The organism is Paenibacillus aurantius (assembly GCF_032268605.1).
Taxonomy (GTDB): Bacteria; Bacillota; Bacilli; order Paenibacillales; family NBRC-103111; genus Paenibacillus_AO; species Paenibacillus_AO aurantius.
Genome location: NZ_CP130318.1, coordinates 5,893,467 through 5,919,624, shown reverse-complemented (window position 1 = coordinate 5,919,624; position 26,158 = coordinate 5,893,467). Strand labels below are relative to the sequence as shown.

26 protein-coding genes are annotated in these 26,158 nt (G+C 59.0%); 9 read left to right on the top strand and 17 right to left on the bottom strand.

From position 1 onward, the window contains the following. Nucleotides 1-75 precede the first annotated feature (75 nt). Nucleotides 76-1,902, top strand: a complete 1,827-nt coding sequence (locus MJA45_RS26825; RefSeq protein WP_315604948.1) for an APC family permease — start codon at nt 76-78, stop codon at nt 1,900-1,902. A gap of 132 nt (nt 1,903-2,034) precedes the next feature. Here the strand turns inward: MJA45_RS26825 and MJA45_RS26820 are convergent, their stop codons facing one another. The 9 genes from MJA45_RS26820 to MJA45_RS26780 all read right to left on the bottom strand — a co-directional run bounded on the left by MJA45_RS26820 (nt 2,035) and on the right by MJA45_RS26780 (nt 11,569). Then, on the bottom strand, nt 2,035-2,901 hold the full coding sequence (locus MJA45_RS26820; protein WP_315604947.1) for an ATP-binding cassette domain-containing protein: 867 nt from the start codon (nt 2,899-2,901) through the stop codon (nt 2,035-2,037). Continuing rightward, entirely contained in the window at nt 2,898-3,707 is an 810-nt protein-coding gene (locus MJA45_RS26815) for a hypothetical protein (protein ID WP_315604946.1), read from the bottom strand. The genes MJA45_RS26820 and MJA45_RS26815 overlap by 4 nt, the downstream gene beginning before the upstream one ends. After that, a complete protein-coding gene (locus tag MJA45_RS26810; RefSeq protein WP_315604945.1) occupies nt 3,688-4,281 on the bottom strand; it encodes an RNA polymerase sigma factor in 594 nt (197 codons plus the stop codon). The genes MJA45_RS26815 and MJA45_RS26810 overlap by 20 nt, the downstream gene beginning before the upstream one ends. Before the next feature lie 46 nt (nt 4,282-4,327). Beyond that, nucleotides 4,328-5,029 (bottom strand): hypothetical protein, encoded by a 702-nt coding sequence (locus tag MJA45_RS26805; protein ID WP_315604944.1) that lies wholly within the window; start codon nt 5,027-5,029, stop codon nt 4,328-4,330. Next, nucleotides 5,026-7,221 (bottom strand): hypothetical protein, encoded by a 2,196-nt coding sequence (locus MJA45_RS26800; protein ID WP_315604943.1) that lies wholly within the window; start codon nt 7,219-7,221, stop codon nt 5,026-5,028. Before MJA45_RS26800 ends, MJA45_RS26805 begins: the two co-directional genes overlap by 4 nt. Next, entirely contained in the window at nt 7,214-8,083 is an 870-nt protein-coding gene (locus tag MJA45_RS26795) for an ABC transporter ATP-binding protein (protein WP_315604942.1), read from the bottom strand. Before MJA45_RS26795 ends, MJA45_RS26800 begins: the two co-directional genes overlap by 8 nt. A gap of 261 nt (nt 8,084-8,344) precedes the next feature. Continuing rightward, nucleotides 8,345-8,956 (bottom strand): TetR/AcrR family transcriptional regulator, encoded by a 612-nt coding sequence (locus MJA45_RS26790; RefSeq protein WP_315604941.1) that lies wholly within the window; start codon nt 8,954-8,956, stop codon nt 8,345-8,347. Nucleotides 8,957-9,148: 192 nt separating this feature from the next. After that, complete coding sequence (locus tag MJA45_RS26785) at nt 9,149-9,976, bottom strand: cupin domain-containing protein (RefSeq protein ID WP_315604940.1); 828 nt, start codon at nt 9,974-9,976, stop codon at nt 9,149-9,151. 75 nt (nt 9,977-10,051) lie between these two features. Beyond that, on the bottom strand, nt 10,052-11,569 hold the full coding sequence (locus MJA45_RS26780) for a DHA2 family efflux MFS transporter permease subunit (RefSeq protein ID WP_315604939.1): 1,518 nt from the start codon (nt 11,567-11,569) through the stop codon (nt 10,052-10,054). Between the two features lie 181 nt (nt 11,570-11,750). Here MJA45_RS26780 and MJA45_RS26775 point away from each other — a divergent pair, with 181 nt between their 5' ends. From MJA45_RS26775 to MJA45_RS26760, 4 genes are all read left to right on the top strand, one after another. Continuing rightward, nucleotides 11,751-12,197: a hypothetical protein gene (locus MJA45_RS26775; protein ID WP_315604938.1), complete on the top strand. Its 447-nt coding sequence runs from the start codon at nt 11,751-11,753 to the stop codon at nt 12,195-12,197. A gap of 62 nt (nt 12,198-12,259) precedes the next feature. After that, a complete protein-coding gene (locus MJA45_RS26770; protein ID WP_315604937.1) occupies nt 12,260-14,158 on the top strand; it encodes a DCC1-like thiol-disulfide oxidoreductase family protein in 1,899 nt (632 codons plus the stop codon). A 23-nt stretch (nt 14,159-14,181) separates the two neighbouring features. Further along, nucleotides 14,182-15,180: an aromatic ring-hydroxylating dioxygenase subunit alpha gene (locus MJA45_RS26765; RefSeq protein WP_315604936.1), complete on the top strand. Its 999-nt coding sequence runs from the start codon at nt 14,182-14,184 to the stop codon at nt 15,178-15,180. A gap of 200 nt (nt 15,181-15,380) precedes the next feature. After that, nucleotides 15,381-15,881 carry a hypothetical protein gene (locus MJA45_RS26760; RefSeq protein ID WP_315604935.1) on the top strand — a complete coding sequence of 167 codons (501 nt, stop codon included), beginning with the start codon at nt 15,381-15,383 and terminating at the stop codon, nt 15,879-15,881. A gap of 120 nt (nt 15,882-16,001) precedes the next feature. Here MJA45_RS26760 and MJA45_RS26755 read toward each other — a convergent pair whose 3' ends face one another. The 6 genes from MJA45_RS26755 to MJA45_RS26730 all read right to left on the bottom strand — a co-directional run bounded on the left by MJA45_RS26755 (nt 16,002) and on the right by MJA45_RS26730 (nt 19,401). Beyond that, the gene (locus tag MJA45_RS26755) at nt 16,002-16,202 is read right to left on the bottom strand and encodes a hypothetical protein (protein ID WP_315604934.1); all 201 of its coding nucleotides are present in this window, start codon (nt 16,200-16,202) and stop codon (nt 16,002-16,004) included. A 188-nt stretch (nt 16,203-16,390) separates the two neighbouring features. Then, a complete protein-coding gene (locus tag MJA45_RS26750; RefSeq protein WP_315604933.1) occupies nt 16,391-17,389 on the bottom strand; it encodes a cation diffusion facilitator family transporter in 999 nt (332 codons plus the stop codon). Nucleotides 17,390-17,506: 117 nt separating this feature from the next. Further along, the gene (locus MJA45_RS26745; protein WP_315604932.1) at nt 17,507-17,704 is read right to left on the bottom strand and encodes a hypothetical protein; all 198 of its coding nucleotides are present in this window, start codon (nt 17,702-17,704) and stop codon (nt 17,507-17,509) included. Nucleotides 17,705-17,882: 178 nt separating this feature from the next. Then, nucleotides 17,883-18,755 carry an SDR family oxidoreductase gene (locus MJA45_RS26740; RefSeq protein WP_315604931.1) on the bottom strand — a complete coding sequence of 291 codons (873 nt, stop codon included), beginning with the start codon at nt 18,753-18,755 and terminating at the stop codon, nt 17,883-17,885. 70 nt (nt 18,756-18,825) lie between these two features. After that, on the bottom strand, nt 18,826-19,026 hold the full coding sequence (locus MJA45_RS26735; RefSeq protein WP_315604930.1) for a DUF2188 domain-containing protein: 201 nt from the start codon (nt 19,024-19,026) through the stop codon (nt 18,826-18,828). 204 nt (nt 19,027-19,230) lie between these two features. Beyond that, nucleotides 19,231-19,401, bottom strand: coding sequence for a DUF1328 domain-containing protein (locus MJA45_RS26730; RefSeq protein WP_315604929.1), 171 nt, complete (start codon nt 19,399-19,401; stop codon nt 19,231-19,233). 207 nt (nt 19,402-19,608) lie between these two features. Between MJA45_RS26730 and rluF the strand changes: the two genes are divergently transcribed. Then, nucleotides 19,609-20,307, top strand: coding sequence for a 23S rRNA pseudouridine(2604) synthase RluF (rluF, locus tag MJA45_RS26725; RefSeq protein WP_315604928.1), 699 nt, complete (start codon nt 19,609-19,611; stop codon nt 20,305-20,307). 286 nt (nt 20,308-20,593) lie between these two features. Here rluF and MJA45_RS26720 read toward each other — a convergent pair whose 3' ends face one another. Beyond that, nucleotides 20,594-21,232, bottom strand: a complete 639-nt coding sequence (locus MJA45_RS26720) for an FMN-dependent NADH-azoreductase (RefSeq protein ID WP_315604927.1) — start codon at nt 21,230-21,232, stop codon at nt 20,594-20,596. A gap of 210 nt (nt 21,233-21,442) precedes the next feature. On the opposite strand from MJA45_RS26720, the gene MJA45_RS26715 reads away from it, so the two are divergent. The 3 genes from MJA45_RS26715 to MJA45_RS26705 all read left to right on the top strand — a co-directional run bounded on the left by MJA45_RS26715 (nt 21,443) and on the right by MJA45_RS26705 (nt 24,783). Next, a complete protein-coding gene (locus tag MJA45_RS26715; protein WP_315604926.1) occupies nt 21,443-22,297 on the top strand; it encodes a PPK2 family polyphosphate kinase in 855 nt (284 codons plus the stop codon). 54 nt (nt 22,298-22,351) lie between these two features. Continuing rightward, nucleotides 22,352-23,512: a hypothetical protein gene (locus MJA45_RS26710; protein ID WP_315604925.1), complete on the top strand. Its 1,161-nt coding sequence runs from the start codon at nt 22,352-22,354 to the stop codon at nt 23,510-23,512. 344 nt (nt 23,513-23,856) lie between these two features. Then, nucleotides 23,857-24,783 carry a prenyltransferase gene (locus tag MJA45_RS26705; RefSeq protein ID WP_315604924.1) on the top strand — a complete coding sequence of 309 codons (927 nt, stop codon included), beginning with the start codon at nt 23,857-23,859 and terminating at the stop codon, nt 24,781-24,783. Between the two features lie 86 nt (nt 24,784-24,869). On the opposite strand, the gene MJA45_RS26700 is transcribed toward MJA45_RS26705, so the two are convergent. Beyond that, the gene (locus MJA45_RS26700) at nt 24,870-26,042 is read right to left on the bottom strand and encodes an iron-containing alcohol dehydrogenase (protein WP_315604923.1); all 1,173 of its coding nucleotides are present in this window, start codon (nt 26,040-26,042) and stop codon (nt 24,870-24,872) included. Between the last annotated feature and the right edge of the window lie 116 nt (nt 26,043-26,158).

Sequence of the window (26,158 nt, the reverse complement as noted above, 5' to 3'; positions counted from 1 at the left end):
ATAAAAGTGTTATTGGAAATAATAGAGGGTAAACCCCAAGTCCCATTATCCTTTAGTTCTGGTGGTGAATGATTCATGGTATCTACTTTAAAACGGTGGTTAATCGGGCGGCCTCTTAAATCAACGGAATTAGGGGAGCAAAGACTGAATAAGAAAAAGGCATTGGCCATTCTTTCCTCGGATGCCTTATCCTCCGTTGCCTACGGTCCGGAACAAATTCTGTTGGTTTTAATCACCATAAGTGCCGCAGCATTTTGGTATTCGATCCCGATTGGAATGGGTGTGTTGGTCTTGTTACTGGCACTCATTTTATCCTATCGGCAAATCATCTTTGCTTATCCGCATGGCGGGGGAGCATATGTGGTATCCAAGCAAAATTTGGGTACCTACCCTGGACTTATTGCCGGAGGTTCCTTGCTTGTGGACTATATCCTAACGGTAGCCGTCAGTGTGTCTGCCGGAACGGATGCGATCACTTCCGCTTTTCCAGCTCTACATGCGCATACGGTGAGCATTGCCGTCGTGTTTGTGATTTTAATAACCATTTTGAACTTAAGGGGTCTGACGGAATCGGCTTCGATTTTAGCGTATCCGGTTTATTTATTTGTTCTAGCCTTATTTATTTTAATTGGCGCAGGCCTCTACAACATTCTAACAGGTGGTGTTTCACCGGGTTTACATGCACCGATTGGGACACCGGTAGCAGGCATCAGCTTATTTCTTCTCCTAAGAGCCTTCGCTTCGGGGAGTTCGGCTTTAACCGGGGTTGAAGCCATTTCGAACGCCATTCCGAATTTTAAAGATCCCGCCCCTAATAACGCTGCCAAAACCTTAATGGCCATGGGGGCAATACTTGCCTTGTTATTTTCAGGCATCGTGTTTTTAGCTTATTATTACGGAATTGTACCTAAAGCAGAGGTAACCGTAGTTTCGCAAATCGCGGAACAGACGTTTGGACGGAATTTCATGTATTTCTTCATTCAGGGGACAACGGCATTGATCTTGATTCTTGCGGCTAACACAGGCTATTCGGCTTTTCCGCTGCTTGCTGTGAATCTCGCGAAGGATAAGTTCATACCGAGAATGTTTACCGTACGGGGAGACCGCCTTGGGTACTCCAATGGGATTATCATTCTGGGCTTTTTATCGATCCTGCTGATCCTTGCGTCTAAAGGACAAACCGAAGAATTGATCCCCCTGTATGCCGTAGGCGTGTTCATTCCCTTTACCTTGTCCCAAACCGGGATGATGATCAAGTGGATTCGTCAAAAGCCGGAAGGATGGGTTCTCAAACTCATTATTAACACGACCGGGGCGCTAATCAGTTTCACCGTCACGATGATGTTCTTTTTAACCAAATTGGCGCAGGTTTGGCCCGTATTCGTATTTTTACCGCTCATCGTTTACCTTTTCAACCGGATCAAGAAGCATTACGAAGCGGTAAGCGAACAGTTACGACTTACCACTTGTGAACCGGCGGTACCCATTGAGGGAAATGTCGTCATCTTGCCTGTGGCTGGCCTTACGCATGTGGTGGAACATTCCTTGAACTATGCCAAATCTTTGTCGGCTGATCAGATTATTGCCGTTTTCGTTCCTTTTGAACGAGAAGCTGGAGCGCAGTTTGAAGAAAAATGGAGCAAGTGGCAGCCGGATGTGAGGCTGGTTACGCTGCATTCCCCTTATCGGAGTATCATTCAGCCGCTCAGCAAATTTATTGATGTTGTGCAGCGCAAAGCGAGTGAGTCCCACTATCAGGTTACGGTGATTATTCCGCAGTTCATTCCTAAGAAAGGTTGGCACAACATTCTGCATAATCAAACAAGCTTCATGATCCGCGCCCATTTGCTCTATCGCAAAGACGTGATCGTCACAACGGTTCCGTACCACTTAAAGAAATAGAAATCGGGATGGCAAAATAGCTCCTGCAGCCCGTCTTGGCCTGGAATCGAAACCGAGCCGACGCCAAGTATCGAGTAGAAAATACAAAAAGACGACTCTTGTTCAAAAGAACAGGCAGTCGTTTTTTTGCCGTTATTCGCCTTTCGTCCGGCTCTCCCTTAGCACATACCGGCGGATGAAGTACGCATCCTCCCGAGTCGGATCGGCAGGCACGAACCCGGAAGCCGGGGGTTCCGGGGCCATCACGCGAACCTCCCGGCCGCCAGGCACCTGCCTCCACCCCATGACAAGTTCCTGGGATAGGTCGGCCCACTCCGACTCATTTACGGTGCCGGTCCATACCGACAGAGGAAGGTCCCGGCCCCATTCCTCCGCAGGCCCATGAAAAAGAACGCCGCCTTCGTTCAGCCACAGGATGGACTCGGCCGGCTCCCATTCATTCAGCTCGTGGGACGACACGACCACATGCCGCCGGAGGGCATACCGGCCGAGCCAGCTGACGACTTGGCGGCGTTCCCCGCTGTCGAGGAAGGTCAGCGGCTCGTCCAGAAAGAGATACGCCGGCTGGCCCAGCAGAGCCTGGGCCAGGGCAAGCTTCTGCCGCTGCCCTTGGGAGAGCTCGCGGATCCGCCTCCTTCTTAGGGAAGTCAGGTCCATCTCCTCCAGCAGGGTCCGGGCCGGCTCCTGGTCGTAAATGCCTTTCAGCTCGCCCATGTAGCGGAGGAATTTCTCCGCCGTCATGTCTTCGTGGAGCTCCAGTCCCGAGGGAAGGAATCCGATGCGGCTGCGAAGGATCGGCCGGCTTTCCGCCAAGGACAAGCCGTCGTAGTCGATCCCGCCGCGGTCCGGCAGCCAAGCGGTGGAGAGGATATTCAGCAGCGTGGATTTGCCTGATCCGTTGCGCCCCGTCAGCAGGGTCAGGCCGCGGCCGATGGCAAGCTCCGGAACGTGGAGCCGGAACGGCCCCCGGGCGGCCTCCAGCGCGCGGATCGTGATCATCGCGCTCCTCCGGGGGCGGAAGGAGGCTGCAGCCGGGTTGCCTTTACAAGCGCCGCCGCTGCCAGAAGGAGTCCGGCGGCGAGGAAGCTCCCCTGCAGAGCCATCCCGTCCAAGCCCCAGGACGGGATTCCCGCCGTCCAAGCCTTCGCTGCCGTCATCTGAACGGCCCAGCCGACAATCGATACCGTTAGGGCGGTCGTACTTCCTCTCCACAGCAGAAGCCAGCCCAACAATCCCCCTGCAAAGACGAGGGGAGTGAGCCACCCCAGCAGAAACTCGAGCGCAGGCACCGGCGCCTCCTCGAAGGAAACGGCCAGGCTTCCGGCTGCGCCCAAGAGCACGGTCAAGCCGAGCACAATCACCCAGCGGCCGAGAAGCAGGAGAACCGGCGGATAGGGCGTGATGCTCTCCAAGAGGCGCATGGCCCCGTTAGAAGCGCGGAGGCTGTAAGCCATTCCGCTGAACAGGAGGACGGGCAGCAGCAGGGAATAGAGGCCTCCAGGACCGAGGAACCTCCCGGAGGATCCCGACGTGAGGAGCAGGACCAGCAGGAGCAGGCCGGCGAGCCAGAACGACCACGAATAGAGGAGCAGCTGGGAACGCACCAGCCGGTACAAGGACGGAGCGACGGCTGAGGCGGCAGGTAAGGCGGAAGGCTCCTCCTTCAAGGTGTTGAATTCCTCCTGCAGGGACAGAAGCAGGCTTTGCGTCTCCCCGGGACGGGGGGAGCGGGCCAAGTAATCCGGCATGGCTCGGCGCAGTTCTTTTTCCAGCTCGTTCAGCTGGTCATCGGTCGGTTCTCGCATGAGGGGGCTCCTTCCTTTCCTTAAGAGATTCCTTAGGCCTCCCGAGGAGGCGTTTCTGAAGCTTCTTCAGTCCCGTATACAGATGGGTCTTTATGGAGCTGAGGGGAATCTCGAGCGCGGCGGCGATCTCCTGAAGCTTCAGCTCCTGGTAGAAGCGCAGCACGATAATGTGCCGCTGCACCTCGGGCAGCTCGTCCAGCGTTTCCAGCAGCTCCTTACGGGTCTCCTGCCGCTCATAAATTTCCGAAACCGACGGCTCGGAATCCATGCGCTCGGGCGGCTCTTCGACGAGATGGCTCCCGGTACGGTAACCCGGGCTTTTCCAATAGTCACGGCACAGATTCAAAGCGACCTTATACAGCCAGGGACGGACCGGATCGGGCGGCCGGCCGTTCCTTAGCTGGCGGATCAGACGGAGGAACACCTCCTGAACCAGATCCTCGGCCTTCCGGGCATCCTGGAGAGTACGCTCCAAATAGCCGAGCAGGGGGCCGTGATAGCGGTGAACGAAGGCTTCGAACGCCGCCTGGTCGCCCCGGGCCATGGCCTGGACCAGCTGTTCATCCGTCAGCATATTGTGCTTCCTCTCCTTTCCTTTCCCATGAATGTCCCGTTGTCCTTTATTCCGTCTCTCCTTCCACCACCCAGCGGCTTCGCCGGTTAAGGATCACGGCCGCCGCTGCCGCCGCCGCCATGCTCGCACCTATAAGCCAGAGCCGGTTAACCGGGAAGGACATGTTCTCCGAAAGGCCCGCTGTCAACAGGACGAAAGGGCCGAGAGTCCCGGGCGGCGCGAGTACGCTTAGCATCCACAGCCCGAACCCGGCGGCGAGTCCCCCGTACAGCTTCCGGGACAGAGTCATGCCGAGCATGGTCAACGCTGCGAGGAGCAGGTAAGCGGGCAGGGCTTGCAGCAGAAGAGGCAGCCAGCCCGCATCGGCCGCACCGGGGGACGCTCCATTATACGGGTAATACAGGGCCTCCAGCGTATGAAACCGGAGCCGGTAAGCCCCCATAAGGCCGGCATGCAGCAGCACGGCGGAGGCCAGGGCAGCGGCCATCTTGCGGAGCAGCAGCCTGGTATAGGAGAGAGGGTAGGTGGAGATAATCTCCATCGTTCTTCCTCCGAATTCCACCCTTCCCATAAGAATCGTGAGCATAACCACAAAGGGAAGGAAGGCCAATTCATTATAATTATACAGATTCCGGGGGCGGCCGGGGTCCGACAGCGCGATAGAGACGAGCAGCAGGATATAATATACGGCCGGGACGAGAACAAGAGGCGTCCGCAGGTTCTTCATTTCGATCAGCCAGCGGCTCATGGTCCCACCACCCGCTTCCAGTCCCGGTTCCACTGCTCGGCGGTAATGACCGGATAGGCGGGCTCCCCGTCGGCAGAGGATTCTCGAATCCCGAGCCCTTTCTCATAGTAGTTCCGCAGGAGCTCCTTGACCTTGTCCGCCTTGCCTTCGGCCACCGCCCGGTTAATGCCCTCCGTGATATAACGCGTATTCCCGTTCTTCGGGTCCGTCCCGAGCGGCTCGGGAAGATAGAGCATGGCCGCCAGGCCGTCCGATTGAGCCACCTGTTCCGGCGTCAGCCCCTTGCCGTCGAGCAGGTACAGGTACCGGATCGCTTTGCGGACCTCGGCCGCCCAGGAAACGGGCCCCCCGCCCGGCGGCCTCTCGCCGCTTCCTGTAAAGGAAGAGTGAATATCCACGTCTCCAAACAGCACGGCCTGGACGGTCGCGGTCTTCTGGACGTCATCCAGATTGTGGTTCTTCGTCTCGCCGATCACGGTGCTTTTTCCCGTCAGCTCCTGTTTGGCATAGTTCCCTTCGCCCCAGTGGGCGGTAGGAAAATAGAAGATCTGCTGAAGCGTATCCTCGGCTAGGGGGAGCCAGGTGCGGTAATACCGCTTCTCGGCGGCGATGTCGTCGAGAAAACGCTGGGCTTCCTTCCGGTTGCCTGGCGAGGTAATGACCTGGAGCGGTTCACCCGGAGTGGTCACCTCGATGAGCTGGCCGCCGTAGAGAGAAAGCCCGTCGGCGTTCCGGCCCTGGTAGACCTGCCGGCCGGCCGGCTGTTCCTTCCCTGGCAGGGTTCCATATACCCGCCCCTTGAAGCCTTCCAGCGTCACGTTGAAATCGGAGGAACCCTTTTTCCTGCCTCCGCCTACTTGAATAAGCTCCCGGCCGTTCCGCACATGCAGAGGCTCGTCTCCGGGAAGAGGATACCAGGCCTCGGAGGAGGGGAGCAGCACATATTCGTCCTTGACGAAGGAACCCATAACCTCCGTCTCCCCTTGGTAGTACCAATCTGGGGTTCCTCCTTCGTATTCCACGGCCAGGGTCTGCTCCGCGAGAGCGGGATCGAGCCGGGAAGGCTCAATCACCAGGAGGTCGTGCCGGCGCGAGACGGGGATCTCCTTCCCGTTCCATTTGACCTGCTTGACGGTGTAGGCCTGATTCAGCGTAAAAGGCAGGGGGCCCTGGGTGGGGAGCCCTTCCGTCGGCAGGCGCAGCAAGGCCATGAACCGTACGGTTCCGCTGTCCGTCTGCCGGGCCTGAATCTGATACTCCTTCACCCCAAAGGTCGTGAAGGAACGGGTCCCGTTATCGGCGGCATAATCGAGAGCCGCCTCCAGCTTAGCTGCCTGCGCCTTGTATCGCGCAGCCCATAGCTGGCCATACGGGACGAAGGCCGCGGCGGAGGCCAGCAGCAGGACGAGGCTTCCGGCCGCCCAGGCCCGTGCCGAGCGGCTCGGACGCGCCCTCTGCAGCAGGACGATGCCGACCGCCGCGAGCAGAAGCAGGAAGACGAGCACGAACAAGCGGGAGGCGGTCCGTTCGCCGGCTTGGATCCAAGGCCCCCACACTTCACTCTCATAGAAGGTATTCAGCTGCAGCTGGCTCAAGTGAAAGGTTCTCAGAACGAATAGCCGCTGGCGGCTGATGACGAAAACATCGAGAAAATAAGTGCCGAACACCCAGGCACAGAAGCCGATCAGGTAAGCGGTCCGGCCGGGAATGCCGGCGGCTAGGACCATGGCGAGCAGAAGGGTAACGGCATAGGACCATTCGTACTGGCCCGTATAAAATAGCAGCTCCCGAACCAGATAGCCGGCGGGATAGTCGAGCCGCCAGGCGAACCAGGCGTATACGGCATCCATGGCCAAGGTAAACAGGCTCAAGTAGAGGAAGCCGGCGGCGAATTTGGCACCGAATGGGATGAAGCTCGAGACGGGAAAGCTCCCCGTCCATTCGTACGCCGGGCTTCGGAGATCCCGCTTCACCAGGACGATGCCGAGGAGCATGGCCGCTCCGAGACTGAGCGTGTGCTGGAGTTTGTGAAACTCATAGGCGTACAGGTACAGGTCTTGGGAGACCGGGGGAGCGGGCTTGCTCAAGGAAAAAGCCATCCACACGCCAAAGAGAAGCGGAAGCCACGGCCAGAAGCGGCTGCGGGCCAGGAGCCGGAGCTCCAGCCGGAATTGGGCCAGCCCTTTACTCATGACGGTTCCCCCCGATCAGAGCGAGGTAGCCGTCCTCCAGCGTCGGAGGGACCGTGACGGCGTCCGCCGCAGGAGCCTCGGAGCTGATGATCCGGCAATGGATTCCGCTTCCGGTGCGGCGGCTGGCGACAATGGGCAGCGGAGACAGCCCGGCGAATTCCCGCTCGCTCACCGTCACCTCCCAGACGCGGTTCTCCCCGTGGGCCTGCAGCTCCTCCAGGCTGCCGCAGAAGCGGAGGGAGCCGCGGGAGAGGACCGCGGCCTGCTGGCAGGAGCTCTCGATGTCCGCCACGATATGCGTGGAGAGAATCACGATGCGCTGCAGGCTCAGCTCGCCGAGGAGGTGACGGAAGCGGACCCGCTCCTCCGGATCGAGACCGGCGGTCGGCTCGTCCACGATGATCACCTCGGGGCTTCCGAGCAGGGCCTGGGCGATGCCGAGCCGCTGCTTCATGCCGCCGGAATACGATTTGATTTTGCGATGCGCCTTGTCGGTCAGGTTCACCTTGTCGAGCAGCTCGGCGATCTGCCGCTTCCGCTCCCTGCGGTCTTCGATCCCTTTCATCACGGCGGCATACTCGAGAAACTCCCGTCCGGTCAGCTGCGGGTAGATCTGAAAGAACTGCGGGAGATAGCCTACAATCTCGCGGATCTCCTCCGGCTTCGTCAGGGGACGGCCGTTGACCGTTCCCGTTCCTTCCGTGGGGCGCAGCAGGGTGGCCAGAATGCGCATCAGAGTAGTTTTGCCCGCCCCGTTCGGTCCGAGGAGGCCGAACATGCCTTTGCCAATGGTGAGGTCGAGCTTGCGCAAGGCCCATTCGTTCGTTTTGTAGCTTTTGGATAATTGGTTGAGCTGAATCATAAGCGTCTCTTCCTTTATGGGTTATCACACATGTATGTACTCTTGTCACGAGGCAGGCGGCCATAAAGTTTGGAACTGGCGCGAAAAAAAGGGAGAGGGCCGAGAGAATGTTCGAGAAGAGGAGTGCCTGGGGAGGAGAAGGGGCTGGAGAAGAAGAGAAAGGGAGAGGAGGGAGCCTGCGGAAATCCAAAGCAAACAAGCCGGGAAGGGAAGCCTCTCCCGGCTTGCTGCCGTTTTCGTCCTTTTAGGGGCCGGATAAAACTAGCGGAGACGGGAGCCGAGAGGGGCTTCCTCCATAGCCCCAAGCAGCCGGTCGATGACCTCGAGGAAATCTTCCCCCGGGTGCTGGGCGGAGTATTGGTGGGCCGAGAGAATAACGCCGATCAGGGCTCCCGCTGAAGCGAGAACATAAGGCTCCCCTGCTCCCTTGCCCTCCCGTTCGGCGATCAGCCGGGCGATGAAATCCAGCATGGACACGGTATGGCTCAAGGCGGCCGCTTTCAATTCCGGCACGCTCATCGAGAGGTCCATCCGTTCCCGGATGCTTAGGCGTTCTTCCTCCGGAACGAGGGAGGCGACCTGCCGGATGGTTTCCCGGAGGGCCTGAACCGCAGTAAGCTCCTGTGGCTGGGAGCGGAAGGCCTCGATTAGATAGGGATCGAAGTCATCCTCGAGCACGAGGGCTTCCTTGGTCGGGAAATAACGGAACAAGGTGCTCGGGGAAACCTCCGCCGCCTCGGCGATTTGTTCGGTGGTCGTCTGCTGGTAGCCCTGCTCTTTAAAAAGCCTCAGGGCATGATGCTGGATAGCCGCTTTCGTTTTCTGCTTCTTGCGTTCGCGGAGTCCGGCCTTGGGCGTGTCGTCTGCCTTCACTTGCTCTCCTCCGATGCTGTCGGTGTTTTCTTCAGTGTACCGTTTTTGGAGGCGGGGGACAACGCCGGGCACGGTCCGCGTACCGGAGGTCATTTTCGGCAAGGGAGGCCGGGTATTCTAGTGCTGTATGCGCGAGAAAATCCATAGGAAAGCAGAATTTCAGGTGCGGATAAGGCACCCGGCGTTCCTCTGTTACTCGATTGGCTCCATGTTGGTTAAAGGGACCGTGGACCACCAGCCGGCTCCTTGGAGAATCATTAAATTCTCATCCGGGCACACACAGACGTCTTTGCGGCCGGTAGGAGAGGTGAAGGCTTCGATGTCCAGCACCACCACCGGCTCGTTCTGATCCGCAAGGATTTGACTGGTTAAGTCCGGTCCGCTGGGCTTGGCAATGAGCGATCCCGGTCCGACGGGGATGCGGTGAGAGGCCATACGCAAGGTGCCGCGGCCGCTCAGAACCAAATAGTACTCGTCCAGGGTGCTGTGGCTGTGAAGCTCAACCGAAGCGGTCCCGGGGTTAACGACCTGCACCTTCATGTCCACCCGGCCCACCCCGAGGGCTGGCATAAGGTACCGGTCCTCGCCCTGCCCGCTCTTCTCAGCCGCTTTGTCCCAGACGGATCCCTCCTCCGGCTTCGCATAGACATCCTGTACGGGAGGCAGCCAGCGGTTCTCGTATCCGGAAAAGTCCGTGCAGGGCGCATCGCCCTCAGGTACCCAGTAGACCTCCGCACTCCAGAAGGAGAGCAGCCGAGTCAGAAGCTCGCGGGCGGACGGCTCGCAGGGCGGGGCCAAAACCCATACGGTCTCGGCGGAGCCGGTGCGCAGAAAGCCGGTTACGCGGCCGAGTGACTCCCACAGCCAACGGGACAAGGGCATGAAGGCATGGCCTCCGCCTTTCGGAAGCGACCCTGCGGGCGTCTCCGGCCAAAAGAGAGCCCAGGCCAGATCCGCCCGGATCAAGGGTGACGGTAAATCGATCGGCGAGGCCGCTTCCACCATAGCGATTCTTGACATGACCCAATTCCTCCTCGATCCGCTCCCTGCCTGATGTATCATTCGTTTCGGTTAGCAGGGAGGGGATGTTTTTTTTCAGTTTACTGGTTTTGGGGGAGGGGGACAAGCAGGCTGTGCTGCGGCGCGGGGCAGGAAGACCAGCGTCAGCAGCATGCCGAGGGCGGCTATCCCCGCTCCGATCCAGAGCGTCACATCCATGCCATGGACGAAAGAGCCCCGGACGGAGGCGAGCAGCGTGTCGGAGGAGAGGCGCTCGGCGGTCCTGACGCCGGCGGCCGCGCTCTGGCGCACGGCTTCGGCTGCCGGAGCGGGCAGGCCGGACGTGTCCAGCCGGGCGCGGTAGCCGGCATTAAGCGCCGCTCCGAGCAGCGCTACGCCGAACGAGCCGCCGACCTGGCGCAGGGCCATGATGAGCGCCGAGCCGACTCCGCTTCGTTCGGCGGTCAGCTGCCCGAGCGCCGCGTCCATCGAGGTCGGCAGCGCGAGGCCGAGCCCGGCTCCGGCGGCTGTCATCCAGGCGGCCGTGAAGGCGTAGCCGGTATCCGGCGTCGTGAAGGCCCCGGCGGCGAGAGAAGCGGCGAGCACCGCGAAGCCGGCGGCCGCCACCGCCTTCGCGCCGGCTCCGGGCATCAGGCGCTGGGCGGCCTTGGCGCCGACGAGGAGCCCGAGGATGAGCGGAAGGAGCCGCAGCCCCGTGCCGAGCGTATCGGCGCCAATCACCGCCTGAAGGAACTGCGGGATGGAGAAGAGCAGGCCGAACAGGGCGAAGGATACGAGCGTGGCGAGCACGGTGCCCCAGGTGAAGCTGGCCGAGCGGAACAGCGGGAGGTCGATCAGGCTGTAGGAGATGCGGCGCTGCCACAGGACGAAGACGAGAAGGAGGGCGGCTCCCCCGGCAAGAGCTGCCCAGGCGGCCGGATCGGACCACCCGTGCTCGCCCCCGCGGATCACCCCGTAGGTCATCACCGTTAACCCGAGGCTGGAGAGCGCAAGGCCGGGAAGGTCAAACCGGCGGTGGACCGAGGAGCGGGATTCGGGCATGAGGAACGTTACGGCGATGACGGCCGCCGCCGCAAGAGGCACGTTGATGAGGAAGACAGAGCCCCAGGCGTAATGCTTCAATAGCCAGCCGCCGAGAAGGGGGCCGAGCGGAATCCCGAGCATGTTGACCGTCGCCCAGACCATCATGGCCTTCGTCCGTTCGGCGCCTTCGAACAGAACGGGCAGAACGGACATGGAGAGCGGAATGAGGAAAGCCGAACCTATCCCGAGGAAGACCCTCATGACAATGAGGGCCTCCGGAGTGCTGGCATAGGCGCACGCTCCGGAGGCTGCTCCGAACAGTACCAAGGCCGCGAGCAGCAGCTTCTTGCGGCCGAACCGGTCGCCCAGCATACCGGCGGGAAGAAGAACGGCCGCCAGTGCCAAATTGTACGAGTCGACCATCCACTGAAGCTGGCCCGTGGAAGCCGATAATTCCGCGGCCAGGGTGGGCAGGGCCACATTCAGGATCGTCGTATCCAATCCAACGGCAAAGAGACCCAGGCTTAAAGCACCGAGCACCCACCACTTGCGGGATGCGGAGGTTGACATAGAAGGTTCCACCTTTCGCAGCCGGTAACCGGCTTGATAATGGAAGTTTATATAAAATGATAGTTACTGTCAATTGATTGTTATAATCAAAAATATAATTGATTTTTAATGCGGGTTTGTCCGGTGCATGCTCTAACGTAAAATAGAAACAGGAAAAGACTGGATGGCAGGGAGGGTATTCATGAAGGGTTACACCCATCGGGTTGTCTGGCATTCTGCCATGTCCATCGAGGCCAAGCGTCTTCTGGCGGACCAACTGCTAGGCCGTTTTGTTCCGGCCAGCCGGCTTCTCAAGCTTACATACTGGCCGGGCGATTACGCCTACGAGGGGAATCCGTATTGTGCAGCCAGCACGTACGGGGTGAGGAGGCTTGAACGGTTTGCCTGCTCGCGAAAAAGCCTGGACCCCGGCATGGAGCAGCTGGTATGCCCGGTAACCGAGGAAACCGCGAGGGTAATGATGGCTTATGAACATGACCATCACGGCCATATTTTGCCGTACTTCCACCTGGAGCTGTATGGACCCAAAGGAGAGAGAATGCTGTATTCGGGAGACTTCGGGGACGATCTTCTTGTTCATGCGGGGAGTGCAGATCTTCCGGAGTTGCAATGTATAAAGTTTGGTTAATGTTTGTAGCGGGTAAAGACAAGGTAAACGATGCCCTCATCCGGCATGAGGAGGGATTTCCCGTGAACCGTTGGTTAGCCCGCTTGTTGGACACCCGGGTGCCCGCTCTTCCGCTGGCCCTTTTTCGAATAGGATTCTCGGTGGTCATGATTATAGAGATCGAGCAGATGTACCGGTTCCGGCGCCTGCTGTTCGACCCGATGCCTTACGTGATCGAAAGCACAATACCGTCCGGCCCGCTTCTTCTGATCTGGCTCGCGGCGGTGCTGTTCCTGCTGGCCGGCTACCGCACCCGCCTGGCGGCTGTCGTCCACTATGTCATGGCGGTCATCGTGCTCGGCTTCGGAGCGCTGCCGCACGGAGAGGACTGGCAGGGCGATTCCCTCATTCTAACCCTGTCGCTGCTGCTGCTCTTTATGCCCTCTGACCGGGTGCTGTCCGTGGAACGGCTGATGGAGCGGCGCAGACGAGCCCGGGAAAAAGTAAAGGACCCGGGGCCGGTGGACGTCCGGCTAATCCATACCGTCTTTCTCTATTTGACGATCGGCCTCATGTATCTCGATTCGGCCTTTTTCAAGCTGTCCTCCCCCATGTACCTGTCTGGGCTCGGCGTCTGGGCGCCTTCTACGCTGCCGATTAACGCGTATCATAACGTATCCTGGCTGATGTCCCAGGAGTGGCTCGTGAGGCCGCTCGGGTATGCGCTGCTTGCTTTCGAAAGCCTGTTTCTTTTCCTGTATCCGGTTCGCCGGCTCCGGCTGCCGCTGCTTGCGGTGGGGGCACTCTTTCACCTCGGCGTGATGTTCGTCTTCCCGATCCCGGTCATCTCGCTCCTGGTTCTCGCCCTGTACCTCGGCCTCGTGCCGGCGGGCGCCTACGAGCGGTTCACCCGGCTGTGGCGCGCGCGGGCGGTCTCGCTCACCGTGTACTACGACCGTCTCTGCCCGCTGTGCCGGCAGACGGTCGCCGTCCTTGATGCGCTCGACCTGCGCGGCGCCGTCGCCTGGAAGCCGCTGCAGGACCACGCGGCCGAGGAGCCGCAGCTCGCCGCCATCCCCGAGGAGGAGCTCCTGCACGACATCTACGCCGTCGACCGCCAGGGCCGTATCCACAAAGGAGTGGATACGTATGCGGCGGTCCTGCGGACGTCGGGCTGGCTCGCTCCTCTCGGTTGGCTGCTCGGCGTCTGGCCGGTGCACCCGGTCGCGCAGCGCATCTACGGCGCCGTGGCCGAGAAGCGCGCCCGCGAGGGCGGCTGCCGCGACGGCGTGTGCAGCTTGGCGCGGCCCGGCGCCCCGGCGGCGGAGCCGGCCCCGCACCGGGGGCCGGGCCGCCTCGCCCGCCCGGCGGCTGGCGTTCTGCTCACCGCCTGGCTGCTCTCGTTCGTGCTCATCGTGCCGGCCGGTCCGCTGCTGCGAACCTATGTCACCGGGGACGGGGCCTTGGCCAACCGGCTGGAGAACACAGCCGAGTATTACAAGTCCCGCGTGTACCCCTGGACGGGCTGGACCAGCCACGGCGTATTCATGGATGAGCACTTTGTGAACTACCGGGTGCAGACCATGCTCGTCTTCGAACGGGAGGGCCGGGAGCCCCTGAGGCTGCCGACGATCCGTCCGGACGGGTACACCGGCTCTTACAACAGCGGCCGGCTGTGGGAGCTCTGGACGTTCGAAACGGTAAAGCCGGAGCTCCCCTTGGATCAGGTAGAACGGAACATGAGCCGGTTCGTCACCTACTGGGCGGTAAGGAACGGCATTCCTCTGGAGGAGGGCCGGATCCTCATCCTGCAGCGGCCGATGGACGTCACCCTTGACCGCTTCCGCCGGGACCGGCTTGCGGATAACCTGAGCCAGCCGTGGAAGGAGGTTGGCGCGATAACCGGTTCACCGGGGCAACTGAAGGTAAGCTTTACCGGGGAGCCGGGTAACCAATCCGGGTTGTACGGCCCCCGATCCTAACCCATGCGAAGGAGGCTATGCGAATGAGCCGCAAGCATGATTTTCGAGAGAGCCGCGAAGAAGACCATGAAGTCTTCCCCTCCGCCTGGTACGCGGTAGCCTGGGCGAAAGAGGTAACGGGCCGCAAGCCGGTGCGCAGGAGGCTGGCCGGCCGGGAGCTGGTGCTGTATCGCTCACAGTCGGGCCAGGTTCACGCGCTTCATGCGTTTTGCCCGCACCGGGGGGCGGATTTGTCGCTCGGACACGGGGAGGGGGAGAATCTGCGCTGCGCCTATCACGCCTGGTGCTTCGCGGGAGATGGCGAATGCCTGGACATCCCCGCCCACCCGGACCGGGCCATTCCGGAATTTGCCCATACCAAGGGCTATCCCGTCACGGAGAAGGCGGACCTGATCTGGGTTTATCCGGAGGACCGGAGCACCCTCACCGCCGATCCGGCTCCGCTTGAGCTGTACCCTGAGGTAGAGGATTCTCAATACACGATGGCGGGGTACGATGCCGTCTGGAACGCCCATCTGACGCGAGTCGTCGAAAGTGTCCTCGACACGGCCCATGTGCCGATCGTCCACCGGAAGACGATAGGCCGCAACTCGAGCAAAGCCATTCATATCGACTTCCAGGCGGAAGGGGATGACATCACGATCTGGAACGGGGCCGGCCGGCTCGATTACCGCTTTCCCCAGCAGTGGCTGCTTTCCCCCTCGAAGCCGGGGGCCAAGCGCTTTATCAATTTTGTGACGTTTACGCCCGTGGACAAAGAGATGACGGCCATCTTCGGGCTGGCCGGGCGCAATTTTGCCCGTCTCCCGGGGGTGGGCCGCCTCTTTTCCCGGTACAGCAGCCGGGTGCTGGAGGAGGACCGGGCGGTGGTGGAGAGCCAGCACCCCCGTCCTATTCCCGATGCCCTCCGCCTGGAGGCTCACGTGCCGGCCGACGGGCCGCAGGTGAGGTTCCGTCAGCGCTGGTATGACTTTCTGGAGAGCGAAGAGCCCCGGGTGTTCGTGAACGCTCCTCCTTTCTAGGCATTGAAAGGAAACTTTGCCCCGTAAGAGCGCGCTCCGGCAAGGTTCGATGATTTGCGACATGACGGAGGAAGGGGGGCTCCGCCTTAAGACGGGGGAGTTCCCCTTCTTTTGTCCGTGGTCCTTTTTACATCCAGCCTATATGATAAAGAAACCAACAGCGGAAACAGACGGACCATCAGCCGAAAGGAAGGAAAACGATGAAGAAGATAGGGGGACTTATCGTTCTAGTGGCAGCTCTATGGGGAGGAACCGGTTCGGCCGGTGCCGAAGAAGGCGGGTATACTCCCGTGCCGAAGAGCCCGGATACTCATCCGTCCTACATCCGGCAGCTCTTTACCAAGCAGGGCCATACCTATATCACGGCGGATTACATTCAATGGTTCGAAGGGGAGGAGGCCGACCAAGCCTTCCGCGTGGACGAGCCGGACGCCGGGCTCGATTATGCTCCGAGCGGCTATTATATCCGCAACGTGAATCCGAAGCTCCGGACGCTGGAGGTGGCGGCGAACGTACAGGTATGGATGCAGACCTATGACCGCAGCGGAAAATGGACCGATGACCTCCACTGGAACACGCGGCAGCCGCTTTCCGTCTTCCGGACTTTGCTTGGGGAGGACCCCCTGGCCAAGGAGTATCCTTATCACCTTACCGTTAAGAACGGGAAGGTCGTCCGCATCGTGCAGCAGTACATCCCCTGACGCGCTAACCGTTATAGTTCGAGCGGAGAAACCTCAAGTGCCTTACATAGCAAAAAGGCGTTCCCGCTTGAAGCAGGCACGCCTCTTTCTCCGGTAACAGGGAGTTTCCCGGTCGGAAGCTTACTCGCCTTTTTCTTTTCTCCGCGAGGCGGATAGAAGCAGATATTGAAGAGCGGCGACCACGGCTGTGTCGACAGCGGTAGCCAACAAGGTCACGGTAAGCCAATTGGCCGTTCCGAGGTAATAATATAACAGTCCATGAAATCCGAATAAGAGGACGAACACCCAGATTAGATTGATCCGTCTGATCCAGTCGAGCATTCTTCTCCACCACCTTTCCTGGCCTTACTTAGTTTTTACCCAGCCTGGAGCAACTATACTCAGCCCGCCCCAAGAAAAAGTCCCTCCGGCCGCCAGCAGGCGGCGGGGAGGGACTTTTGTACGCTCGGCGAAAGCCGGGTCTTTGGGTAAGGCCGGCGGGAAGAAAAGGCCGGATACCGTTCCACCGGTTAATCGGGCAATTCTTCCAGCCTCTCCGGGGTCCAGTCGGGGACGCCGTTGTCTTCGATAATGCCCAAGGTGACATCGGTAATATCCGGATCGGAGAGGAGCTTGTCCCGCACGCGGAACTTGATGTCGTCCGCCAGGGCAAGCGTCAAGCCTTTGCGCAGCTCGATCAGGCCGTCGATATGGTAGTAACGGCCCTCCTGGGTGATGCGGATCTGGTTAATGTCCGTGACGTCCGGATCGGACAGAATGAGCTCTCCCACTTTCTCCTCAATAACACGGGGAGCGGCGACTCCGATCAGCCCGACCATGTTGTCGAAGCCGACGCGAAAGGCCACGCCTACCATGAGGAAGCCGATCAGGATGGTCATCACCCCGTCCAGGGCTTTAAATGCCGTGAAGGACGTGACCACGACGGCAATCAGAGCAAGGGTGGAGCCCAAAGTAGCCACGATATCCTCATAGAACACCAGGCGGGTGGCGGGAGCCGCCCGGCCGACGTGGCTAACTGCGGCGGGGATGATCCCAAAGCCTTGGGCGGAAACGCGGGTTTCCTCCAGAATGCCTTTCATCGCCTTGATGAGGACGAAGCCGTCCACGGCGATGGAGAACAGAAGAACGATGGAATTCAGCCAGAAACCGTGGGCTTCCGCCGGGTGCTGCAGCAGGTTCCAGCCTTCCTTGACCGTTTCATAGGCCATAATGGCCACTACCATGACGGCCACCATGCAAAATATGTTCACGACCCGGCCGAAGCCGGTCGGAAACCGCCGGGTCGGCTGCTTCTCGGCCAGCACGCTTCCTCCGAAAACGAAGCCCTGGTTAACGGCATCGGCAATCGAATGCATAGTCGAAGCGAACATCGCTCCGCTTCCGCTCAACGCCGCGGCGACGCCTTTGACGATGGCGATGATCAGGTTCCCGACCATAGCTGCCGCTGAGGCTTTGTTTCCTTTCTTAAGTAGAGATAGAAATGAGTCCTGCCTGGGTTCCGGTTCCATGTGACCTCCTGAATAGTTTGTCCGTTATTATACGAGCTTTCCGTATCCTCCTTAACAGGTACGACAAACGGGCCGTCTTGGTTTCAAAAAGGGTGGCCTGCCGCCCGGCCGGGCGCATTAGGGGCGGGTGCCCCCGGTCCCGCCTTGGGTAGAGGAGAGGCTTTGCATATATGCCTCTCGCGCCTCTTCCCTCTCCGCACACGCCTTGAGGTAGTCCTCCGAAGTGCTTCCGTACCGGTTGCGCAAATGGACACAACGGGCGGCCAGGGAGTAAAGACGGATTCTCAGCTGCTCTTGATGCTCGGTTTCTTTCATAGAGAGACCTCCTATCCAGGTAGTTCCTTGTGCTTAGTTCATAATACCCATCTCTCTATGGTTATACGCAAGAACCCTCTCCCTGGTTTACTTTTTGCTAAGAAAAAACACCCCCGGTCGAAGCCGAAGGTGCCCTTGGTGCCTTATCCGCAACTAATGTTCAGCTAGAGCCGGGCGATTACCCGTTCACGACTTCGCCGCCGTTGATGTGCAGAATCTGGCCGGACATGTAGGAAGAGTCGTCGGACGCCAGGAAGACATACGCCGGACCCAGCTCCTCGGGCTGGCCGGGCCGCTTCATCGGAGCCGACGCCCCGTGCTGGGAGGTTTTCTCCGCATCGAAGGTCGACGGGATGAGCGGGGTCCAGATCGGACCGGGGGCTACGCCGTTGACGCGGATGCCTTTGTCCACCAGGTTCCCGGACAGGGAACGGGTGAAGGCCACGATGGCTCCTTTGGTCGACGAATAGTCCAGAAGCTCGGGGCTCCCGCGATAAGCGGTGATCGACGTGGTGTTGATGATCGCCGAGCCTTCCTTCAGATGCGGCACCGCCGCTTTGGTCAGGTAGAACATGGAGAAGATGTTCGTGCGGAACGTTTTCTCGAGCTGCTCCTGGGAGATGTCCTCGATCGATTTCTGTGGATGCTGCTCGGCTGCGTTGTTGACAAGAATGTCCAGCTTGCCGAACTTGTCTACCGTCTGCTTGACGACATCCTGGCAGAATTTCTCGTCTCCGATGTCTCCGGCGATGAGCAGGCATTCGCCGCCTTCGGCTTCCACGAGCCGTTTGGCCTCCTGGGCATCCTTGTCCTCGCTCAAGTAGACGATGACGACCTTGGCGCCTTCCGCGGCATAACAAACGGCGGCCGCCCGGCCGATCCCGCTGTCTCCTCCTGTAATGATGGCTACCTTGCCCTGCAGCTTCCCGCTGCCTTTATATTTGCGATCGACGGCCTTCGGCTTAGGCGTCATTTCGCTTTCAATCCCCGGCTGCTGATTCTGGTGCTGGGGTGGCATCGTTTGTTTGTCCGACGTGCTGCTCGATCCCATTCTTTAATCGCTCCCTTCCCAAGTTACGGTTAGTATGGCAGGTTTTCGTTAAATTATGCGGCAGCGGCGGTTATTTCTTCTTGTGGCTTCCCGAATGATCGGCCGGATGATGATCATCCCATTCCTCCGCTTTTGCGGTACCGATGGCGATGGCCCGGCCCTCCTCATAGCCTTCCTCAAGCAGGGCATTGGCGATCTCCACGGCCTTTCGGCGAACGCGGGGCTCCAGGTTCTTCATGGAAGGAGGGTAATCCCCGTCTTTCCAAGGCATGTCCATTCCTCCCTTCGCGGGTTAACTAGGTCACACGTATACCTTATCCCTTACCGGTCCGTATGAAACAGATGCAAGACAGGCCGTTAGACTCGATTTATTTCCCGGTTTTCCCGTCTTCCTTGCCCAAAGCGGCGAGAACGGCAAAAAAGGAAGCCGGGTAGGCTTCCCTTCAAGATCGCTGAGCTTTCGTCAGCAGTCCGGCTATACGTTCGATTTGCTTCCTCGGCCCATGAAGAACGAGACGATGAACAGAACGATGAAGATAAAGAACAGCACTTTCGCAATTCCTGCGGCCGCACTCACAATTCCCGCAAATCCGAAAATCCCTGCGATGATCGCAATGACCAGAAACAGCAGTGGGTATTTCAACATGATGTTGACCACCTTTCGCGCTTAGCGCCTAGTTTGTTGTGATGATGGTATAAGCTTACCCTGTGCTTTTCGGAATGAAACAAAGCCATTAACGTGAGTTTCTGGAAACCCCGCTCCCCAAGCCCGGAAGAATTTGGCCTGCGGCCCGGGTTCATGCTATGGTAAAAGAGCAACGGAATATGGCAGGCAAGCGGAGGAATCAGCGTCATGCGGATCAACAAATACATTAGCGAAACGGGCGTCTGTTCCCGGCGGGAAGCGGACAAATGGATTGAGGATAAGCGGGTGACCATCAACGGCGAGGTGGCGACACTCGGGAGCAAGGTGGAGGAGGGCGACGAGGTAAAGGTGGACGGCAGGCCGATCCGGGCGAAGCGTCCTCCCGTGTACATCGCCTTGAACAAGCCGGTGGGCATTACGTGTACAACCGAGCGTCATATCAAAGGCAACATCGTCGACTTCGTCAACCACAAAGAGCGGATTTTTCCGATCGGGCGGCTGGACAAGGATTCGGAAGGCCTGATTCTGCTGACGAATGACGGAGACATCGTGAACAAGATTCTTCGGGTGGAGAACCGGCACGAGAAGGAGTATATCGTAACCGTGGACAAGCCGGTGACCCCGGAATTTCTGGAGGGCATGGAACGCGGCGTTCCGATCCTGGATACGGTAACCCTGCCCTGCAAAACCAGCCGGATGGGCGAGCGGGTGTTCCGCATTGTCCTGACACAGGGGCTGAACCGGCAAATCCGGCGCATGTGCCAAGCCTTCGGCTATGAGGTGCGGCGGCTGCAGCGCGTGCGGATTATCAACATCCGGCTGGGAAACCTGAAGACCGGACAATGGCGACCGCTTACCGACGAAGAAGTACGGAAGCTGGTGCCCGGCCATCAGGCTAACCGCTGACAGGAAACAAAGAAGGACGGACCTCCTTTTGGAGGGACGTCCTTCTTTGTTTACGGGAAGGTCAGAATTCCTCGCTTAGCCGAAAAAACCGCCCGGTTGGGCGGCGATAGGCTGTAGGGGAAACGAAACCCGTTAGGCGCTCGCACTAGTCTCTTCGAAGGTCTGCTTCCCTTGGGGGCGGGCTTTTTGGGTTTGGTAAGGTTTTTGCAAATGTTTTTGGTTCCCGGGGGCTCCCCCGAAAGTAATCGGCGTAAGCTTCAGAGGATCCGCTTCACTTTTGGGGGCTCTAATACGTTTTCGCGGCCTGCTTGGCACGCTCGATGGCGTTCGCCTTGATCGTTTCCGCTTGCGCGGGAGCGGCCGCATGGCCTTCCACGAAAATCCCCTCCAGCGCCGGAATACCGATGAAGCCCATGATGATCTTCAAATACCGGTGGCCGGACTCGATCTCAGTAGCCGGACCTTCCGAGTAGACGCCGCCGCTCGCCTGAATGTGCAGCGCCTTTTTGCTGGTGAGTAGGCCTTCCGGCTGTCCCTGCTCGTTGTAGCGGAACGTTTTGCCGGCGACGCAGATGGAGTCGATGTACGCCTTCAGAATGGGCGGGAAGGAGAAGTTCCACATGGGGCTTACGAAAACATACTTGTCGGCGGCAATGAACTGATCGGCCAGCTCGTTCAACCGGCTGACCTTACGCTTCTCTTCGGCGGACAGTTGGTCAAGCGCCGTACCGGAACGCAGCTTGCCCCAGCCGCTGAATACATCCGCATCAATGTGAGGGATGTCGGCCCGGTACAGGTCCAGGTGGGTGATTTCGTCGTTAGGATTGGTTTCCTTGTACGACTGGAGAAAAGCACTTCCGACCGCCATGCTGTAGGAAGCGGATTCGTCGTGGGGGTGGGCGGTGATGTAAAGAAGCTTCGTCATAAGATCACGATCCTTCGCTAAGATTTGGACAGAGTATGCCGACCGCAGGGTTCTCCCGTGCGGTACCTAATCGTTAATATGGCCGGCTCCTTCTTCGGCTATCCCATTTCCAGATTGGTCAAAAAAGGGCGGGCCTCACCGAAACGAGCAGGAATTCGTCCTTTTGGGTAAAGAAAGTTACAGGCTTTTAACGACAAAGGAGGAATTTCCATGGCTCATCCCTTCCGGCTCCCGCCGGGCAAAGAAGTCAAGCTCCGCAAAATATCCGCCGAGGCGGGGGAGAATCTGGACAAAGACAAGCTGAAGCAAGAAGCCGAAGAGCTCAAAGAGAAGCTGGAGAAGCTGCAGGAGAAGCTTTACGCCGGGAGGGAGAAGGCCATTCTGTTCCTCTTTCAGGGGATGGACACGAGCGGCAAGGACGGGGTGATCCGCAAGGCCTTTGCCGGAGTCAATCCGCAAGGGTTCCGGGTCCACAGCTTTAAAGCCCCGACCGCCGAGGAAGCGGCTCATGATTTTCTTTGGAGGGCCCATCAGCTTATCCCGGCGCGCGGCTACATGGCGGCTTTCAACCGTTCGTATTACGAGGATGTGCTCATAACCCGGGTTCACGGGCAGGTTTCCGATGCCGAAGCCAAACGAAGGCTCAAGCACATCCGGCATTTTGAAGAGCTACTCGCGGACAGCGGAGTCGTTTTGGTGAAAATTTTTCTGCACATCTCGAAGGAATTTCAGCTGGAGAAGCTGAAGGACCGGATCGTCAACCCGGATAAGAATTGGAAATTCGACCCGAACGACCTCGTGGAGCGAAAGTCGTGGGAAGCTTACCAGCGTTGCTATGAGGAAGTTTTTGAGAACAGCGGCACGCCGGATGCCCCTTGGCATCTCGTTCCCGCGGACAACCGGAAATACCGGGATTGGGCCGTGCTGCGGATTGCGGTCGAGACGCTGGAAGGAATGAAGTTGAACTTCCCGGCTCCCCATCCCGAGCTCCAAAAGTTTCTTCCGGAAATCGAACAGGAGCAGAAGACCCCCCAAAAAATCTCCACCACCTCCGAAACGTTGTAGTAGCCCGGTCACGTGACGAAAATATCGGGGTACACACCAGGAGGAGAACACGAAATGAAAAAGAAGCTTGCCTATGTACTGGCCTGCTGCCTGACCTTTGTTATGCTGGGTTACGGCGTTCTGGCCTATGCCAATCCAACGGGAGCCGCGCCTTCCAAAGAGGCTTCCGGTGTCGTGAACAGCTTGTCCGACGGCAAATTGGTGGTAACGACGGACGAAGGGCAGTCGGAATACCCGCTGGCCGATTCCGTTTGGGTTTACCGCGATAACAAGAAAGCATCGATCGAAGACCTGAAACCGGGGGACAAGATCGAAATCATTTTCAATACCAAGAAACAAGCCGCTTACCTGAAGGTAACGTCCGAGGACGTTCAGCCGGCTCCGAGCGCATCCCCTTCGCCTTCGGCCACGCCAACGGCAAGCCCGTCGGCTTCCCCATCGGCCGAGCCGTCTGCGACACCGGCTCCGACCGCTTCGACGGCACCAACGGCTACTCCGGCTCCATCGGCGGCTCCGGAAGAGGGAGATGACGACCAAGACGGACAGGCCTGGAACCATCTGGACATCCGTGTTGAGGGCGATTCCTTCAAGCTGACGATCATGCAGAACCCCGGCAAGGGAAAAGGCGGATCGCAGGTTAAGCTTCATGGGAACAAACAGGGCAACCTGAACATCATGGGCGATTCGGCCCGCGACCTCATCGCTGTGCTGCTCGAAGGCATTGACCTGAAAGCGGCGGATGCCCAGCAGCAGGTGATGAAACGTCTGGCGGAACAGTTTGACCTCAACGCCGGCAGCCTTGAAGTGAAGATCAGCGTCAAGTGGAACGAAGAGAAGGCGGAAGAGAGCGCCAAGCCAACAGCCAGCCCGTCTGCAAGTCCTTCTGCCAGTCCTTCCGCAGCTCCGACGGCGGCACCAACGGAAGCACCGGCGGCAAGCGCCCAGCCGACTCCGGCACCAACTGCCGAGACGAAGCCTGAGGTGAAAGCTCCTGTTTCCGGCAAGCCGGCTGAGAACGCGGCCAAGCAGGAGGAGAAGCGCGAAGAGCAGAAAGCGAAGCACGAGGAAATCGAGCGCAAGCAGGAAGCGAAGCGTCAAGAAATTCAGCAGAAGCTCGCAGATAAGCGTCAAGAACAGCAGCAGAAGCAGGAAGAGAAGAAGGAAGCCGGGAAAGCTCATGCCGAGAATGGCAAGGGCAAAGGCAAGGAAGAGTAATCGTTCCAGCCTCATGGGTTCCAATCGCATAGACAGGCCGGCCCAGTTGAAGGGGATCGGCCGAAGCAGAAGGCCGCACGGGAGTGCGGCTTTTTGGCGTATGGAGGCCCGGGATTGGGGTTTCGTTTTAGGTAGCGAATTTTGTCGCAGGCAGGGGGATTTCCGTCGAAAAAGGGATTGTCAAACGGTAGGGAAAAGCGTAATATATGGAGTGCAGCTGTATTCGTGAAGTTTTTCACAAAGTGGCGGCGGTTCCAGAGTGCACTTCATTTCCCTGGAGTCCTCCCGCCGCAGCCGTTCATACTAAACGCGTGAAGCGTATAAAGACAGGAGGCCTAAAGCCCATGAGCAAAGTCGCCTCATTCCTTAAAGTCACCCGTGCCAACGTCGTGTTCGTGATGATCGTCCCCGTCGCGCTGGCGGCGGTTGGGGCCTTGACCTGGAATCATACCTTTCATCCCTTGTTGTTTCTTCTGACCGTCGTCGGGGCGGCGGCGATCCATCTTTTCTCCAACATGATCAATGACCTGTGGGACTACCGGAACGAAGTGGATACGACAGCCCAGGAGACCGAAGGCTCGATCTCGACGAATTCGGGCTTTCTTACCCAAGGAATATGGTCGGAGAAGAGGTTCGCGGCCGTTACGTGGATCCTGTTCGCCGTCGCGCTCGTGTGCGGCCTTATCCTCGCTTATGCGAGCGGGTACATGATCCTGGTTTACGGCGTGCTGGGGGCTCTCATCGCGTACTATTACGTGGCGCCGCCCATCCGCTTCGGCTACCGCGGCAAAGGCTACAGCGAGGTGGCCATCCTGCTCGCCTTCGGAGTTCTGCCGGTGCTGGGCAGCTATTATGTGCAGACTTCCCAGTACGATAACCGGGCGCTGCTCGTTTCGCTTCCGGTCGGGATCCTGACCACCCTGGTTCTTTTTAACCATCATTTCCTACATTGGAGAGCCGACAAAGCGGCGGGCAAGAACACGCTCGTGGTCGTCTTCGGAGAAAACCGGGCCTTGCGGTTCTCGGCGTTCATGGTCATTCTCGCGTACCTGTCCTTGATTCTGGCGATCTTCTATGGAGCGCTGCCGGTGTACGCCTTGTTCGCTCTGCTTACCGCGTTTCCGCTTATCCGGCTCTACCGGAGCCTGCAGCCCACCAATCCGTCCGAAGCTTATCTTCCGCTGATGGGCGCTTCCGTTAACGCGGCCGTCAGCTGCGGGGCCGTGATGATCCTGGCACTGCTCGTTCAGTGGTGGGTGGAACGGATGTAGGACAGGGATCCGGGCCATAAGAATAACAAAAAGCTGACACCGAGAAGGATCGGGTGTCAGCTTTTCTTTTGGGTGCCGCTCAGAGATCAGAGGGACATACGGTAAATCTCCATGACGTCTTCCTTCGTCAGCTTCTTCAACTGCCCGAGCGTACCGCTCACGCCTTGGTCAATGGCTTTCTCGGCCATTTCCTCTATGCGGGAGCCGTCGATGTCGTAATCCGCCAGGCGGCTCGGGGCTCCGATGGACGTCCAGAAGGCGCGCAGCGCTTCAATGCCCTCAAGCGCCACTTCCCGGTCGTCCCGGCCTTCGGCTTGGATGCCGAATACGCGGACGGCAAAGTTGCGGTAACGCGGAAGGTTCTCCTCGAGCGTATGCTTCATCCAGTTCGGGAAGAGGATAGCCAGCCCGCCTCCGTGAGGAATGTCGTAGATGGCGGAGACGGCGTGCTCGATTCCATGGGTGGCCCAGTCGCCGGTTACGCCCATGGCCAAGGTGCCGTTCAGGGCCATCGTGCCGCTGTACAGTACCGTTTCGCGAAGCTCGTAGTTCTGCAGATCGTTAATAAGCTTAGGCGCCGTATCGATCATCGCGCGGAGGATGGATTCGGCGAAGCCGTCCTGCACGGGAGAGTTCTGCTCCTGGTGGAAATACTGCTCGAACACGTGCGACATGATGTCCACCATCCCGTAGACCGTCTGGTCCTTCGGAACCGTGTACGTGTTCTCGGGATCGAGAATCGAGAAGCGGGGGAAGACGTGGGGGCTGCCCCAGCCGCGTTTCTCGTTCGTCTCCCAGTTCGTAATGACCGAACCGGAGTTCATCTCGGAGCCGGTAGCGGCCAGTGTCAGCACCGTGCCGAACGGCAGGGCCTCCTCCACCGCCGCCTGGCGGGTGACGATGTCCCAGAAGCTGCCGTCGTATTTCGCGGAAGCCGCGATGGCCTTCACCGCATCGATCGTGCTTCCTCCGCCGACGGCGAGAAGAAAATCGATGTTATGCTCACGGCAGAGGCGGGCTCCTTCATGAACGGTGGTCAGCCTCGGGTTGGGCTCGACCCCGCCCATCTCGTGAACCGTGGCTCCGGCTTCCTTCAAGAGGGCCGTCACTTTATCATATAAACCGCTGCGTTTGATGCTTCCGCCCCCGTAGACCAGCAGGACATTGGTGCCGTATTTCCGGACTTCCTGAGGCAGCTGCTTCAGCTGGCCTTTCCCGAAAATCAGACGGGTGGGGTTGTGGTACACGAATGGATTCATCTAACGAACACTCCTTTTGTGGCGAGTATGGATTCTTAGGTGGTAAGGAAGGATCGAAAAGCAAAACCCACCGCAACGCATGACGCAGGTGGGCTTACTTATTTATAGTGTACCAC

Excerpts from the sequence above, each read along its gene's own strand:
- MJA45_RS26795 (WP_315604942.1), bottom strand. The coding sequence starts at position 8,083 with ATGATTCAGCTCAACCAATTATCCAAAAGCTACAAAACGAACGAATGG.
- MJA45_RS26800 (WP_315604943.1), bottom strand. The coding sequence starts at position 7,221 with ATGAGTAAAGGGCTGGCCCAATTCCGGCTGGAGCTCCGGCTCCTGGCC.
- MJA45_RS26775 (WP_315604938.1), top strand. The coding sequence starts at position 11,751 with ATGAAGGGTTACACCCATCGGGTTGTCTGGCATTCTGCCATGTCCATC.
- MJA45_RS26785 (WP_315604940.1), bottom strand. The coding sequence starts at position 9,976 with ATGTCAAGAATCGCTATGGTGGAAGCGGCCTCGCCGATCGATTTACCG.
- MJA45_RS26810 (WP_315604945.1), bottom strand. The coding sequence starts at position 4,281 with ATGCTGACGGATGAACAGCTGGTCCAGGCCATGGCCCGGGGCGACCAG.
- MJA45_RS26740 (WP_315604931.1), bottom strand. The coding sequence starts at position 18,755 with ATGGGATCGAGCAGCACGTCGGACAAACAAACGATGCCACCCCAGCAC.
- MJA45_RS26700 (WP_315604923.1), bottom strand. The coding sequence starts at position 26,042 with ATGAATCCATTCGTGTACCACAACCCCACCCGTCTGATTTTCGGGAAA.
- MJA45_RS26745 (WP_315604932.1), bottom strand. The coding sequence starts at position 17,704 with ATGAAAGAAACCGAGCATCAAGAGCAGCTGAGAATCCGTCTTTACTCC.
- MJA45_RS26805 (WP_315604944.1), bottom strand. The coding sequence starts at position 5,029 with ATGAGCCGCTGGCTGATCGAAATGAAGAACCTGCGGACGCCTCTTGTT.
- MJA45_RS26715 (WP_315604926.1), top strand. The coding sequence starts at position 21,443 with ATGGCTCATCCCTTCCGGCTCCCGCCGGGCAAAGAAGTCAAGCTCCGC.
- MJA45_RS26720 (WP_315604927.1), bottom strand. The coding sequence starts at position 21,232 with ATGACGAAGCTTCTTTACATCACCGCCCACCCCCACGACGAATCCGCT.
- rluF (WP_315604928.1), top strand. The coding sequence starts at position 19,609 with ATGCGGATCAACAAATACATTAGCGAAACGGGCGTCTGTTCCCGGCGG.
- MJA45_RS26705 (WP_315604924.1), top strand. The coding sequence starts at position 23,857 with ATGAGCAAAGTCGCCTCATTCCTTAAAGTCACCCGTGCCAACGTCGTG.
- MJA45_RS26825 (WP_315604948.1), top strand. The coding sequence starts at position 76 with ATGGTATCTACTTTAAAACGGTGGTTAATCGGGCGGCCTCTTAAATCA.
- MJA45_RS26780 (WP_315604939.1), bottom strand. The coding sequence starts at position 11,569 with ATGTCAACCTCCGCATCCCGCAAGTGGTGGGTGCTCGGTGCTTTAAGC.
- MJA45_RS26750 (WP_315604933.1), bottom strand. The coding sequence starts at position 17,389 with ATGGAACCGGAACCCAGGCAGGACTCATTTCTATCTCTACTTAAGAAA.
- MJA45_RS26755 (WP_315604934.1), bottom strand. The coding sequence starts at position 16,202 with ATGCTCGACTGGATCAGACGGATCAATCTAATCTGGGTGTTCGTCCTC.
- MJA45_RS26820 (WP_315604947.1), bottom strand. The coding sequence starts at position 2,901 with ATGATCACGATCCGCGCGCTGGAGGCCGCCCGGGGGCCGTTCCGGCTC.
- MJA45_RS26765 (WP_315604936.1), top strand. The coding sequence starts at position 14,182 with ATGAGCCGCAAGCATGATTTTCGAGAGAGCCGCGAAGAAGACCATGAA.
- MJA45_RS26760 (WP_315604935.1), top strand. The coding sequence starts at position 15,381 with ATGAAGAAGATAGGGGGACTTATCGTTCTAGTGGCAGCTCTATGGGGA.
- MJA45_RS26730 (WP_315604929.1), bottom strand. The coding sequence starts at position 19,401 with ATGTTGAAATACCCACTGCTGTTTCTGGTCATTGCGATCATCGCAGGG.
- MJA45_RS26735 (WP_315604930.1), bottom strand. The coding sequence starts at position 19,026 with ATGCCTTGGAAAGACGGGGATTACCCTCCTTCCATGAAGAACCTGGAG.
- MJA45_RS26815 (WP_315604946.1), bottom strand. The coding sequence starts at position 3,707 with ATGCGAGAACCGACCGATGACCAGCTGAACGAGCTGGAAAAAGAACTG.
- MJA45_RS26710 (WP_315604925.1), top strand. The coding sequence starts at position 22,352 with ATGAAAAAGAAGCTTGCCTATGTACTGGCCTGCTGCCTGACCTTTGTT.